A 12,219-nucleotide genomic window follows, 5' to 3' on the forward strand; every position below is an offset into this window, starting at 1 on the left:
TAACCGACATGGCTCAGGCCTGATGGATCGCCTTGGTCACCTGATAGCTCGCCAGCCCCTCAGGCCCGCCTTCGCTGCCGAAGCCCGAATGCTTGATGCCCCCGAACGGCGCATCGGCGCTGCTGATCGCGAAATTGTTGATTCCGACCATGCCGGCCTCCAGCGCGTCGCCGAGCAGATTGGCGCGGCGACCATTCTCGGTGAAGGCAAACGCGGCAAGGCCATAGGGCAGGCGGTTGGCCTGTTCGATCACCTCATCGAACGTTTCGAACGACCGGCTGACCGCCACCGGGCCGAACGGTTCGTTCGACATGATGTCGGCCTCGACCGGCACGTCGGCGAGCAGGGTCGGGCGGAAGAAAAAGCCGCCGTCACCGAACCGCTCCCCCCCGGCCAGCGTGCGCGCGCCCTTCGCCTGCGCATCCGCCACCAGCTTTTCCACCGCTTCCGGACGGCGGACATTGGCAAGCGGCCCCATGCGATTGGCGGGGTCCGACCCGTCACCGACCGGCAGCCGCGCGGTGCGCTCCGCAAACCCCGCGAGGAACGCCTCGTAGATCGACGCCTCGACATAGAAGCGCGTCGGGCTGACGCACACCTGTCCGGCGTTCCTGAACTTTTGCGGCACGACCATGTCGAGCGTCTTTTCCAGGTCGCAATCGGCAAAGATCAGCACGGGCGCATGGCCGCCAAGCTCCATCGTCGTGCGCTTGACGCCGTCGGCGGCGAGCTTGAGCAGGTGCTGGCCGACCGGCACCGATCCGGTGAAGCTGACCTTGCGCACCACCGGCGAGGCGATCAGGTGGCGGCTGACCGTATCGGGCACCCCGAACACCAATTGCGCGGTGCCTTTGGGTAACCCCGCATCGTCGAGGCAGCGCAGGATCGCGCTGGTGCACGCCGGCGTTTCCTCCGGCGGCTTGGCAATCACCGAGCAACCGGCGGCGAGTGCCGGCGCGAGCTTTTTCGCCATCAGATAGACCGGGAAGTTCCACGGGCTGAGCGCCAAAGTCACGCCGACCGGCTGGGGAATGACGATCGACCGCTGGCCGGTCGGGCGCACCAGCACGCGGCCATAGGCGCGCTTGGCCTCCTCGGCATAGAAATCGAACATCTGCGCCGCGCCCATCACCTCGCCCTTCGCCTCGGCGATCGGCTTGCCCTGTTCGCGCGTCAGCAGTGCGGCGATTTGGTCGGCGCGCTCGCGCATCAGCGCCGCGGCCTTGTGCAAAATCGCGCCCCGCGCCTCGACATCGGTTGCCCGCCAGGGCGCGAACGCCCGGTCGGCGGCGTCGAGCGCCGCATCGAGGTCGCTGGACGAGGCGAGCGGCACCTCGGCGATCGCATCGCCGGTCGCGGGATTGACCACCGGCCGCGTGTCGCGCCCCTCGCCCGCCTGCCATGCCCCCGCGACGAACAGCTTGAGGTCGGCGTCATAGGCTTGGTCGGGCATGGTGCGTCCTTCGGCAGGCGGTGGGCTGGGCACCCAGATAGGCCAAGCGCAATCGCGATGCGAGGGGGCGGATGGACAGCGCCGGCGCGTCGGCCCCACCCCAAGCTGAAACGAGCGCATTCGGCCGATCGCCGGCCGCTCGCGCTCGCTTCGGCGCACCACCGCAAGGTTGCGGTAAAGCCGGACAGGCATCGCTTGACCGCGCGCGCCGGCCGCGCCTATCCGGCGGGCGCAATTGAGGGAGTCCGCGATGAACAAGCTCTATCCCGATGCCGAGGCCGCGCTCGCGGGGCTGTTGCGCGACGACATGCTGATCTGCGCCGGCGGCTTCGGACTTTGCGGCATTCCCGAACGGCTGATCGACGCGATCCAGGCGTCGGGGGTGAAGGGGCTGACCTTCGTCTCCAACAATGCCGGGATCGATGGCGAGGGCCTGGGCAAGCTGCTGCGCACGCGCCAGATCAAAAAGATGATCTCCAGCTACGTCGGCGAGAACAAGGAGTTCGAGCGGCAATATCTGTCGGGCGAGCTCGAGGTCGAATTCTGCCCCCAGGGCACGCTCGCCGAACGCTGCCGCGCGGGCGGCGCGGGCATCCCCGGCTTCTACACCCGCACCGGCGTCGGCACGAAAGTGGCCGAGGGCAAGGAAGTGAAAGTCTTCGACGGGCAGGAATATATCCTGGAGCGCGGCATCGTCGCCGACCTGTCGATCATCAAGGGGTGGAAGGCGGACGAAGCCGGCAACCTCGTCTTCCGCAAGACCGCGCGCAATTTCAACCAGCCGATGGCCACCGCCAGCCACATCTGCGTCGCCGAAGTCGAGGAAGTCGTGCCGGTCGGCTCCCTTGATCCGGATGCGATCCACCTGCCCGGCATCTATGTGAAGCGCATGATCGTCGGCGCCCCCTATGACAAGAAGATCGAGTTCCGCACCGTGCGCCAGCGGGAAGCGGCGTGAGCGACCGCCAATCGCTGCTGAGAATCGGCGGTTGGCTGAGCGTCGTGGCCGCATTGCTGCATATCGGCTGCATCTTTGGCGGACCGGAATGGTATCGCTTCTTCGGTGCGGGCGAGGCGATGGCGCGCATGGCCGAACGGGGGCACTGGTATCCGCCAACGATCACCACCGGCATCACGATCATACTCGCGATTTGGGCAGCCTATGCGTTTTCGGGAGCCGGCATGATCGCCAGACTGCCGTTACTGCGCACGGGGCTGGTCGTGATCAGCGCCATCTATCTGCTTCGCGGCCTGCTCATCATCCCCATCCTCATTCACCCGCCGGCGCGCACGGCCTTCAACATCTGGTCGTCGGTGATCGTGCTTGGCTACGGCCTGGTCTATGCACTCGGAACGTGGCGTGCATGGGCACGTCTGTCCGGAGGCGCAGCCGGCGCAGGCCCGGCTCGAAAACCTCGCATTGATCAGCAACGATTCGAAAATGGCCGAGTTCGGTATTTCCCAATATTGGTAGGAGCGCGAGCAGATGAGCGAAGTGGTGGCGACAAAGGGCTGGACCCGTGACGACATGGCCGCGCGCGCCGCGCGTGAGCTGGAGGACGGTTATTACGTCAATCTGGGCATCGGCATCCCGACGCTGGTCGCCAACCACATTCCCGAGGGGTTGGAAGTCACGCTCCAGTCCGAAAACGGCATGCTGGGCATCGGCCCCTTCCCCTATGAGGACGAGGTCGATCCCGACCTGATCAATGCGGGCAAGCAGACGATCAGCGAGCTTGATTCCTCCTCTTATTTCTCGAGCAGCGACAGCTTCGCGATGATCCGCGGCGGGCATATCGACCTGACCGTGCTGGGCGCGATGGAGGTGAGCCAGGGCGGCGACATCGCCAACTGGATGATCCCGGGCAAGATGATCAAGGGCATGGGCGGCGCGATGGACCTGGTCGCCGGGGTCAAGCGCATCATCGTGGTCATGGAGCACAATGCCAAGGACGGCGGCGCGAAGTTCATCCCCGAATGCACGCTGCCCCTGACCGGCCGGAACGTCGTCGATATGATCATCACCGACCTGGCGGTGTTCGAGCGCCCCGACCATCAATCGCCCTTCCGCCTGATCGAGCTGGCCCCGGGCGTCACCGCCGACGAAGTCGCGGCCAGGACCACCGCGCAGTACGAGGTCGCCCTCACCCCGGCATGACCGCGCCCGCGCCTAGTCGGTCCGACTAGAGACGGACACGAGACGATATGGGATGCCTGCTCCCCTCGCGTATCGAGGAGTGGGTCCATGGTCGGTGCGATCGCAGCGCGTGAAGGTCAGTCCCTGTCGGCGTCGGCACCGCCGCCACCGCCGGCCATCCACCGCATCGCCCCCGGCGAGACCCTGTCGGCCATCGCCGCGCGCCATGGCACCGATGTTGCGACGCTGGCGGCGATCAACGGCATCCGCGATCCCGACCGCATCCGCGCCGGCGACGATCTGGTCCTGCCGGACGGGGCGGGTCGCAACCATGTCGTGCAACAGGGGGACACGCTGGGCGCGATCGCGCGACGCGCGGGCGTCGGCATCGACGGCCTGCTTGCCGCCAACCCCCAGATCGCCAATCCCGACCGCATCTATCCGGGCGACGTGCTGCGCATCCCGGTTGCCGAGCGTCCCGCTGCCGCCAGCCCCGCGCACGCCGGCGCCGTCGCACCCGTCGCCGGCACGACGCGCGTCGAAAACGGCACGCTGACGCTCAGCGCCGCCGATATCGTCGACCTCAAGAAGACGCTGCAGACCGAATGGGTGCAATCGGCGGGCGACGCGCAGGCGCATGGCATCATCGACACGATCCTCAATCGCACGGTGTCGGGGCGATGGGGCGACAGCGTCGCCGACGTCGTCAACGCCTATAACCAGTTTTCCGACATCAACGGGCCGGTGTCGCGCCGCGACGGTCGCAATTCGGTGGACGACATCCCGGCCAGCCGGATCAGCGCACGGGTCGACCAGCTGGTCGACAGCTATCTCGCCGAGCGCGCGGCGGGCCGCGCATCGTCGATCGGATCGCACCTCAACTACGCCAATCCCAATTATTCCAGCGCCAACAATTTGGGCTGGATCATGGCGCTGGACGGCCCGGTGCTGGGCCGTGGCGACGCGATCCACCGCCACGGCACGGTGCCCGAATTGCAGCGATACCGGCCTGGCGACTATGTGGTCGCCCTGCCCGGTGCCGCCGAACCCTCACCCCTTCGCGAGCCGCCCGGCGCGTTCGACGGCCGCCGCCTCGCCGCGGAGGCGGGTGTGGCGATCAAGGGACCGGGTGTCCGCATCGACCGGCTGGCATCCGAAATGGCACCGGCGATCCGTGCCGTGGCACAGGCCGCCGAACGGCTCGGCCTGCCGACGCCGGTCATCACCTCGGGCAATGACAGCCGCCACGGCACCGCATCGCTGCACTATTCAAACGAGGCGCTCGATTTCCGGGGCAACAATATCAGCGTGGCGCAGGGCAATGCCCTGCGTGACGAGGTGCAGCGGCTCCTGGGCGACCGCTACGACGTTCTGTTTGAAACCTTTGCCAATGCGAGCGACAACCATCTGCATGTCGAATTCGACCCGGACTAGCCGCGTGATGGCACCTGGCCCCGTGCGGCCGGTCGGATGGGTTGCGGCGCTGTGCATGGTGGCCACCGCCTGCTCGGCCGGCGACGACGCCGGCGCGGCCCAGGCGCGCAAGCCCGCGGGCGCGCCACACGCGACGCCCGCCGCAGCCAAGCCTCCGGCCCCGGCGGGAACGTCACGCATCCTCGGCAAGCGCGACTTCGTGCTGCGCGGCGCACCGGCGTGCGACATCCGCTATGTCTATGCCGGCCACGATCCCGAAACGCTGTTCTGGGAAGAACCCTGCGCCTCGGTCACGGCGATGATGGTGACCCGGCCCGAGCTGGAAAAGCTCGGCCGATGGTCGCGGCTCGACAGTTTCGCACAGAAGTTCGTGACAGCGCTGCCGGGTGGCCAGGTACTCTATGTCGAAGGCGGCTTCAGCGCGTCGGTCTATCCGATCGGCACCACCGGCCACGCCTATGAGGTGTCGGTCGCCGACTGACCCGATACCAACGGCCACGCAATCGCGACATGTTCCCGCTTTTCGGCGCGGCGTCGCGCGGGTAGGGAAGCGGCCATGAACATCCTGCTGACCGGATCGTCGGGCTGGCTCGGCCGCTTCCTCGCCCCGCGTTTGCGCATGTCAGGGCATCATGTCGTCGGGCTCGACGTCGCCCCCGGGGCCGATACGCAGGTGATCGGATCGGTCGCCGACCGCGCCGTCATCGACCGCGCCTTTGCCGACCATGCGATCGAGGCGGTGATCCATGCCGGCGGGCTGCACAAGCCCGATATCGCCCGCTATCCGGCGCAGGCGTTCATCGACGTGAACGTGACCGGCACGCTCAACCTGCTGGAGGCCGCCCGGGCGGCCGGGCACGACCGCTTCGTCTTCACCTCGACCACGTCGCTGATGATCTCCCGCGCCATCCGCGACGAAGCGGGCGATGCGGCGGTGTGGCTCGACGAAAGCTCGGGGCCCATCGAACCGCGCAACATCTATGGCGTGACCAAATACGCCGCGGAGCAATTGTGCCGCCTTGCCCATCTCGAACATGGCCTCAACGTCGTCGTGCTGCGCACCGGGCGCTTCTTTCCGGAGGATGACGACACGCATGGCGACCCGCCCGGCGAGAATCTAAAAGCCAACGAGTTCCTCAACCGCCGCCTGACCGTGGAGGATGCGGCACGCGCGCATGTCGCCGCGCTGGACGCCGCGCCGCGTGTCGGCTTTGGCACCTACATCGTCTCCGCGCCCACGCCCTTCGCGCGTGCCGATGCGACCGAATTGAAGCGCGACGCCGCCGCGGTGATCGCGCGGCATTTCCCTGACGCACCCGCGCTTTATGCCGCGCGCGGCTGGCGGCTGCCCGACACGATCGGGCGCGTCTATGATTCGGGTGCGATCCAGCGCGATCTCGGCTTTGGCTTCGACACCGATTTCGCCGCGGTGCTGGCGGCGCTGCGTAACGGGGCGCGACTGCCCTTCGCGCACGACCCGCGCTATGTCAGCCCCAAGGAGCGCCCGCTCGCCCCGCAAGAATGATGCGCCCGCGCTTGCGCGCGCGCAGCAAATGGTTAAGGCGCGGCGCATGGCCAGCCGTCCGCTCACCCTTTACGAGAAAATCTGGGCCGATCATGTCGTCGAACGGCGCGATGACGGCACCTGCCTGATCTATATCGACCGGCATCTGGTGCACGAAGTCACCAGCCCCCAGGCGTTCGAGGGGTTGCGCAGCGCCGGACGGCCGGTCCGCCGCCCCGACCTGACGCTGGCGGTACCCGACCATAATCTGCCGACTACCGCGCGCGTCGATGCCGCGGGCCAGCCGATCCCGATCGCCGACGCGGCCAGCCGCGAGCAGCTCGCCGCGCTGCGCCGCAACGCGCCCGAATTCGGCATCCGCTATATCGACGCGACCGCGCGCGAGCAGGGCATCGTCCATGTCGTCGGCCCCGAACAGGGCTTCACACTGCCCGGCACCACGCTTGTCTGCGGCGACAGCCACACCGCGGCACACGGGGCGCTGGGCGCGCTCGCCTTCGGCATCGGGACCAGCGAGGTCGAGCATGTGCTCGCCACCCAGACGCTGCTGCTCACCCCGTCGCGGACGATGGAAGTTCGCGTCGACGGCACGCTCGGCTTCGGCGTCACCGCCAAGGACGTCATCCTGACGATCATCGGCCGCATCGGGGCGGCGGGCGGCACCGGCCATGTCATCGAATATACCGGCGAGGTGATCCGCGACCTGTCGATCGAGGGGCGGCTGACCATCGCCAACATGTCGATCGAGGGGGGCGCGCGCGCCGGGCTGATCGCGCCCGATGACAAGACCTTCGCCTATCTGAAGGGTCGCCCGCTGGCGCCGACCGGCGATGACTGGGACCGCGCGGTCGCCTATTGGCGCACGCTGCCGACCGATGCGGGTGCGCGGTATGACCGCACGGTGCACATCGACGCGAGCGACATCGCGCCGGCGCTGACCTGGGGCACCAGTCCGGAGGATGTCGTGCCGATCACCGGCGCGGTGCCCGATCCCGACAGCTTCGCCGATCCCGCCAAGCGCGAGGCGGCGCGCAAGTCGCTCGCCTATATGGGGCTGACGCCGGGCACGCGGATGCAGGACATCGCGGTCGAGCACATCTTCATCGGCAGCTGCACCAACAGCCGGATCGAGGATCTGCGCGCCGCCGCCGCGGTGTTGCGCGGTCGCCGCATCGCCGACGGCATCCGCCAGGCGCTGGTCGTGCCGGGATCCGGGCTGGTCAAGCATCAGGCCGAGGCCGAGGGGCTCGATCGCATCTTTACCGATGCGGGCTTTGAATGGCGCGAGCCGGGATGTTCGATGTGCCTGGGCATGAACCCGGACAAGGTGCCGCCGGGCGAAAGATGCGCTTCCACCTCGAATCGCAATTTCGTAGGACGGCAGGGGCCGGGCGCGCGAACCCATCTGGTTTCGCCCGTGATGGCCGCGGCGGCGGCGGTGACAGGCCGGCTGACCGATGTGCGCGACCTGGCTCGCGCGGGTGAAGGGGAGTGAAGGCATGAAACGGGTCATGGTGCTGCTGTTCGCGGGCACGATCATCAGCGGGCTGGCGGCGGCCTATGCCGGCTATGCCGGGACGGTGAAGCGTGGCGAGCTTCGCGAGACCGGGCGGCAGACAGGCGACAGCGCCGAGCTGTGAGCCGACGATGAGCAAGTTGAGATGACAAGCAGGGCGCAGTGTCCAGGGGCGCTTATCCCTACCCGCTTATCCTGAGTAGCCGCTGAGCGAAGCCGAAGCGGCGTATCGAAAGACACAGAGCGCGTGCGCGTCCTTCGATACGGGCCTTCGCCTCCGCTCAGACCCTACTCAGGATGAGCGGGAAGTCTTTGCAGTGGTTCCCCCCATTTTACCATCTGCCACACACCAACAGGAGAATGACCATGCGGCACATCGCGACCTCCACGCTCGGCACCCTCGCCGCGCTGGCACTTGCCGCGCCGCTGGCCGGGCAGACCACGGCACCTCCCGCCGCTCCCGCCCCGGTCAAGCTGTGGCGGCTCGATTGCGGCAGCGTCGTCGCCAACAATCTCAACGTCTTTTCCGACACCCAGGCCTATACCGGCCAGTCGAAGCGGCTGACGTCGAGCTGCTATCTGATCCAGCATGGCGCCGACTATCTGCTGTGGGACACCGGCCTGCCCGCGGCGCTCAAGGGCGCGGCGATCGACCCCAAGGCACCGATCGCCGCCACCGTGACCAAAACGGTGGTCGAGCAGCTTGCCGAGCTTGGCGTGCAGCCGGACGCGGTCAAGATGGTCGGCATCAGCCATTATCACTATGACCATATCGGCCAGGCGGGCAGCTTCCCCGCCGCGACGCTGATGATCGGCAAGGGCGATTTCGATGCGCTGAAGGCCGGTGCGCCCGGCACCAACCCCGCCCCCGTCGCCAACTGGATCACTGGCACCGGCAAGGCCGAGCCGATCAGCGGCGACAAGGACGTGTTCGGCGACGGCAGCGTCGTCATGCTCAACCTGCCGGGCCATACGCCGGGCCATCACGGGCTGCTGGTGCGCCTCGCCGGCGGCAAGCGGTTCCTGCTGACCGGCGACCTCAGCCATTTCCAGGAAAATTACGACAGCGACGGCGTGCCCACCTTCAACACCGACCGCGCCGATACGCTCGCCTCGATCCACCGGTTCAAGGCGATGGCGAAGAATCTGAAGGCCACCGTCATCATCCAGCACGAGCCCGCCGACATCGCCAAGCTGCCCGCCTTCCCCCGGGCGGCCGAGTGATGGAGCCGGTCCGCACCGTCGCCGGGCGCGCCTATCCCTGGGGCGCGAGCAATGTCGACACCGACGTCATCATCCCCGCCGAATGGCTGAAGACGATTACCCGGTCGGGCCTGGCCAAGGGCGCGTTCCAGACCGTGCGCGCCGAGCCCGGCAACGTCTTCGATGATCCCGAATATGCCGGCGCGCCGATCCTGATCGCGGGTGACAATTTCGGCTGCGGCTCCAGCCGCGAGCACGCCGCCTGGGCGCTCAACGACATGGGCGTGCGCGCGGTGATCGCGCCCAGCTTTTCCGACATCTTTGCCGGCAACGCCTTCAAGAACGGGATCGTCACCGTCGCCTTGCCGCAGGAAGCGATCGACCGGCTGATCGAGGTCGCCCGTACTCAGCCGATCACTGTCGATCTGGAGACGATGACCGTCACCACGCCCTTTCAGGACCGCTTCGCCTTCACCCTCGACCCGTTTCGCCGCCAATGCCTGATGGAAGGGCTGGACGAAATCGCGCTGACCCTGTCAAAGGATACCGCGATTTCGAAATATGAATCCGCGGTCGCCGATGCACGCCCGTGGATCGGCAGGAGAGGCGGACATGCGGGCATTGTTGTCGAAGGAACCGGGCGGACCTGAAACCCTGGAACTGGCCGAGCTGCCCGATCCGGTCGCGGGCGCGGGGCAAGTGGTGGTCGATGTCCGCGCCTGTGCGATCAACTATCCCGACGTCCTGATCATCGAGGACAAATATCAGTTCAAGCCGCCCCGCCCCTTTGCACCGGGCAGCGAGATTGCGGGCGTCGTCTCGTCGGTCGGCGAGGGTGTGACCGGCTGGGCGGTCGGCGACCGGGTGATTTCGACCGTCGGCCATGGCGGGCTGGTCGAACGCATGGCGATCGACGCAAGCCGCCTCTATCGCCTGCCCGACGCGCGCGGTTTCGAGGACGGCGCGGCGCTGCTCCTCACCTATGCGACCACCATCCACGCCTTGCTCGACCGCGGGCATCTGAAGGCCGGCGACACGTTGCTGGTGCTCGGCGCTGCGGGGGGTGTCGGGCTGGCGGCGGTGGAGCTCGGCAAGGCATTCGGCGCACGCGTCGTCGCGGCGGTGTCGAGCGACGCCAAGGCCGACGCCGCCCGCGCGGCCGGTGCGGACGAGGTCATCGTCTATGCCCGCGCGCCGTTCGACAAGGACCAGTCGAAGGCGCTGGCCGACCAGTTCAAGGCCGCGACCGGCCCCGGCGGCGCGAACGTCATCTATGATCCGGTCGGCGGCGACTATGCCGAACCTGCGCTGCGCTCGATCGCGTGGGAGGGGCGCTATCTGGTCGTCGGCTTCCCCGCCGGCATCCCGCGGCTGCCGCTCAACCTGACGCTGCTCAAAAGCTGCGACGTGTGCGGCGTGTTCTGGGGCGCGTTCGCCGCGCGCGATCCCGCCGCCAACCAGGCGCATGTCGATCACCTGTTCCGGCTGTGGGCGGACGGCAGGATCAGCCCGCGCGTCACCGACATCTTCGACTTCGCCGAGGGCGGCCGGGCGATCGCGAAGATGGCGTCGCGCGACGCGATCGGCAAGCTGGTGGTCCGCGTCGGCGGCTGAGGCGTGGTCTAAAGTCCTCGCCATTTCAATGATTTTACCGTCACCCCGGCCTTGCGCCGGGGTCCCGCTGCCTGATCGGCGCGAGAAACAGCGGGACCCCGGCTCAAGGCTCTCCTGAGCTTGTCGAAGGGCCCGGGGTGACGAAAAGCGCGGGTCACCCTCTAACCACCCACGCGCCGTTGCGCTTCTCCGGCACGGTGCCTATTTCCGGGGCGGAACATCCATCATGGGGCGCTGCTGACCGATGACCACTTTTGACGACCGCGAACGGGCTTTCGAGGCGAAATTCGCCCGCGACGAGGAGATGCTGTTCCGCGTGCACGCGCGGCGCAACCGCCTGGTCGGGCAATGGGCCGCGCAGCAGATGAAGCTGACGCGCGAGGAAGCCGAAGCCTATGCGACCGCGGTCGTCCAGGCCGATTTCGAGGAAGCCGGCGACGAGGATGTGGTGCGCAAGCTGATCGCCGACCTGACCGCCGCCGGCGTCGCGATCGACGATGCGACGGTGCGCGCGGCGCTGGCCGACATGGAGGTCGAAGCCCGCCGCCAGCTGATGGAAGCCAAATAGCCATGCCGATGGCGGCCGCAGAGATCGAGGCGCTGATCGTCGCGGGCATTCCCGATGCTCGGGTCGAGATCACCGACCTTGCCGGCGACGGCGATCATTATGCCGCGCGCGTCGTCAGCGAAACCTTTCGGGGGCTGCCCCGGATCAAGCAGCACCAGGCCGTCTATGCGGCGCTGGGCGGGCGGATGGGCGGCGTGCTGCACGCGCTGCAACTGACCACCGCCGCGCCGGTACAGGAGTGAAGTGACATGACCGACGACGCACAGGCCCGGATCGACGGGATCGTGAAGACCAATGACGTGGTGCTGTTCATGAAGGGCAGCCCGCTATTTCCCCAATGCGGCTTTTCCAGCCGCGCGGTCGCCATCCTCCAGCATCTCGACACGCCGTTTGAAAGCGTCGACGTGCTCCAGGATCAGGGCATCCGCCAGGGGATCAAGGAATATTCCGACTGGCCGACCATCCCCCAGCTCTATGTGAAGGGCGAGTTCGTCGGCGGCTCCGACATCATGATGGAAATGTACGAATCGGGCGAGCTCGCCGAGCTGCTCGGCGCGAAGGCGCAGGGCTGAACGTACCCGCCTGCTCCGGCGGGCGCTTGATCGTCGAATGAAGCGGGATGGCGGGCCGATACGGAGATCGGGGGGGCATCGGCCCGCCGGATTGAAGCCGTCCTTGCGCTCGGCTGTCCCCCTGTCCCGCACCATCCGTGCCAATTGGCACGAATGACGGCCAGATGCGGTTTGCGATCGTTAACGCCCCGCCCGGC

15 protein-coding genes are annotated in these 12,219 nt (G+C 67.6%); 14 read left to right on the forward strand and 1 reads right to left on the reverse strand.

All coding sequences use genetic code 11. The features are described from left to right. Positions 1-13: 13 nt before the first annotated feature. Entirely contained in the window at positions 14-1,453 is a 1,440-nt protein-coding gene (locus AX676_RS06235) for an NAD-dependent succinate-semialdehyde dehydrogenase (protein ID WP_066482061.1), read from the reverse strand. Between the two features lie 250 nt (positions 1,454-1,703). Between AX676_RS06235 and AX676_RS06240 the strand changes: the two genes are divergently transcribed. From AX676_RS06240 to grxD, 14 genes are all read left to right on the forward strand, one after another. Continuing rightward, a complete protein-coding gene (locus AX676_RS06240; protein ID WP_066482063.1) occupies positions 1,704-2,411 on the forward strand; it encodes a CoA transferase subunit A in 708 nt (235 codons plus the stop codon). Then, positions 2,408-2,977: a hypothetical protein gene (locus AX676_RS06245; RefSeq protein ID WP_197417085.1), complete on the forward strand. Its 570-nt coding sequence runs from the start codon at positions 2,408-2,410 to the stop codon at positions 2,975-2,977. The genes AX676_RS06240 and AX676_RS06245 overlap by 4 nt, the downstream gene beginning before the upstream one ends. Continuing rightward, positions 2,940-3,611: a 3-oxoacid CoA-transferase subunit B gene (locus AX676_RS06250; protein ID WP_066482065.1), complete on the forward strand. Its 672-nt coding sequence runs from the start codon at positions 2,940-2,942 to the stop codon at positions 3,609-3,611. Before AX676_RS06245 ends, AX676_RS06250 begins: the two co-directional genes overlap by 38 nt. An 87-nt stretch (positions 3,612-3,698) precedes the next feature. Next, a complete protein-coding gene (locus tag AX676_RS06255) occupies positions 3,699-5,024 on the forward strand; it encodes a LysM peptidoglycan-binding domain-containing protein (protein ID WP_066482067.1) in 1,326 nt (441 codons plus the stop codon). Between the two features lie 7 nt (positions 5,025-5,031). Further along, entirely contained in the window at positions 5,032-5,505 is a 474-nt protein-coding gene (locus AX676_RS06260; RefSeq protein ID WP_066482069.1) for a hypothetical protein, read from the forward strand. A 75-nt stretch (positions 5,506-5,580) separates the two neighbouring features. Further along, a complete protein-coding gene (locus AX676_RS06265; RefSeq protein ID WP_066482077.1) occupies positions 5,581-6,549 on the forward strand; it encodes an NAD-dependent epimerase/dehydratase family protein in 969 nt (322 codons plus the stop codon). Between the two features lie 46 nt (positions 6,550-6,595). Beyond that, positions 6,596-8,044: a 3-isopropylmalate dehydratase large subunit gene (gene leuC, locus AX676_RS06270; protein WP_066482080.1), complete on the forward strand. Its 1,449-nt coding sequence runs from the start codon at positions 6,596-6,598 to the stop codon at positions 8,042-8,044. Between the two features lie 4 nt (positions 8,045-8,048). Continuing rightward, positions 8,049-8,189 carry a hypothetical protein gene (locus AX676_RS17700; protein ID WP_156437816.1) on the forward strand — a complete coding sequence of 47 codons (141 nt, stop codon included), beginning with the start codon at positions 8,049-8,051 and terminating at the stop codon, positions 8,187-8,189. Between the two features lie 242 nt (positions 8,190-8,431). Continuing rightward, positions 8,432-9,289 carry an N-acyl homoserine lactonase family protein gene (locus AX676_RS06275; RefSeq protein ID WP_066544204.1) on the forward strand — a complete coding sequence of 286 codons (858 nt, stop codon included), beginning with the start codon at positions 8,432-8,434 and terminating at the stop codon, positions 9,287-9,289. Further along, on the forward strand, positions 9,289-9,918 hold the full coding sequence (gene leuD, locus AX676_RS06280) for a 3-isopropylmalate dehydratase small subunit (RefSeq protein ID WP_066482082.1): 630 nt from the start codon (positions 9,289-9,291) through the stop codon (positions 9,916-9,918). The genes AX676_RS06275 and leuD overlap by 1 nt, the downstream gene beginning before the upstream one ends. Next, positions 9,881-10,882 carry an NADPH:quinone oxidoreductase family protein gene (locus tag AX676_RS06285; RefSeq protein WP_197417032.1) on the forward strand — a complete coding sequence of 334 codons (1,002 nt, stop codon included), beginning with the start codon at positions 9,881-9,883 and terminating at the stop codon, positions 10,880-10,882. The genes leuD and AX676_RS06285 overlap by 38 nt, the downstream gene beginning before the upstream one ends. A 244-nt stretch (positions 10,883-11,126) precedes the next feature. Continuing rightward, on the forward strand, positions 11,127-11,450 hold the full coding sequence (locus tag AX676_RS06290) for a DUF1476 domain-containing protein (RefSeq protein WP_066482085.1): 324 nt from the start codon (positions 11,127-11,129) through the stop codon (positions 11,448-11,450). 2 nt (positions 11,451-11,452) lie between these two features. Further along, on the forward strand, positions 11,453-11,692 hold the full coding sequence (locus AX676_RS06295) for a BolA/IbaG family iron-sulfur metabolism protein (protein WP_066482089.1): 240 nt from the start codon (positions 11,453-11,455) through the stop codon (positions 11,690-11,692). Between the two features lie 6 nt (positions 11,693-11,698). After that, positions 11,699-12,022, forward strand: coding sequence for a Grx4 family monothiol glutaredoxin (gene grxD / locus AX676_RS06300; RefSeq protein ID WP_066482097.1), 324 nt, complete (start codon positions 11,699-11,701; stop codon positions 12,020-12,022). Positions 12,023-12,219 lie beyond the last annotated feature (197 nt).

Source organism: Sphingomonas sp. CCH21-G11 (assembly GCF_001555965.1).
Classification (GTDB): Bacteria; Pseudomonadota; Alphaproteobacteria; order Sphingomonadales; family Sphingomonadaceae; genus Sphingomonas.

Bases quoted from the DNA above. Each gene is read 5' to 3' on its own strand.
- grxD (WP_066482097.1), top strand. From the start codon at position 11,699: ATGACCGACGACGCACAGGCCCGGATCGACGGGATCGTGAAGACCAAT.
- AX676_RS06275 (WP_066544204.1), top strand. From the start codon at position 8,432: ATGCGGCACATCGCGACCTCCACGCTCGGCACCCTCGCCGCGCTGGCA.
- AX676_RS06260 (WP_066482069.1), top strand. From the start codon at position 5,032: ATGGCACCTGGCCCCGTGCGGCCGGTCGGATGGGTTGCGGCGCTGTGC.
- AX676_RS06240 (WP_066482063.1), top strand. From the start codon at position 1,704: ATGAACAAGCTCTATCCCGATGCCGAGGCCGCGCTCGCGGGGCTGTTG.
- AX676_RS06250 (WP_066482065.1), top strand. From the start codon at position 2,940: ATGAGCGAAGTGGTGGCGACAAAGGGCTGGACCCGTGACGACATGGCC.
- AX676_RS06290 (WP_066482085.1), top strand. From the start codon at position 11,127: ATGACCACTTTTGACGACCGCGAACGGGCTTTCGAGGCGAAATTCGCC.
- AX676_RS17700 (WP_156437816.1), top strand. From the start codon at position 8,049: ATGAAACGGGTCATGGTGCTGCTGTTCGCGGGCACGATCATCAGCGGG.
- AX676_RS06265 (WP_066482077.1), top strand. From the start codon at position 5,581: ATGAACATCCTGCTGACCGGATCGTCGGGCTGGCTCGGCCGCTTCCTC.
- leuC (WP_066482080.1), top strand. From the start codon at position 6,596: ATGGCCAGCCGTCCGCTCACCCTTTACGAGAAAATCTGGGCCGATCAT.
- leuD (WP_066482082.1), top strand. From the start codon at position 9,289: ATGGAGCCGGTCCGCACCGTCGCCGGGCGCGCCTATCCCTGGGGCGCG.
- AX676_RS06235 (WP_066482061.1), bottom strand. From the start codon at position 1,453: ATGCCCGACCAAGCCTATGACGCCGACCTCAAGCTGTTCGTCGCGGGG.
- AX676_RS06255 (WP_066482067.1), top strand. From the start codon at position 3,699: ATGGTCGGTGCGATCGCAGCGCGTGAAGGTCAGTCCCTGTCGGCGTCG.
- AX676_RS06295 (WP_066482089.1), top strand. From the start codon at position 11,453: ATGCCGATGGCGGCCGCAGAGATCGAGGCGCTGATCGTCGCGGGCATT.
- AX676_RS06285 (WP_197417032.1), top strand. From the start codon at position 9,881: ATGCGGGCATTGTTGTCGAAGGAACCGGGCGGACCTGAAACCCTGGAA.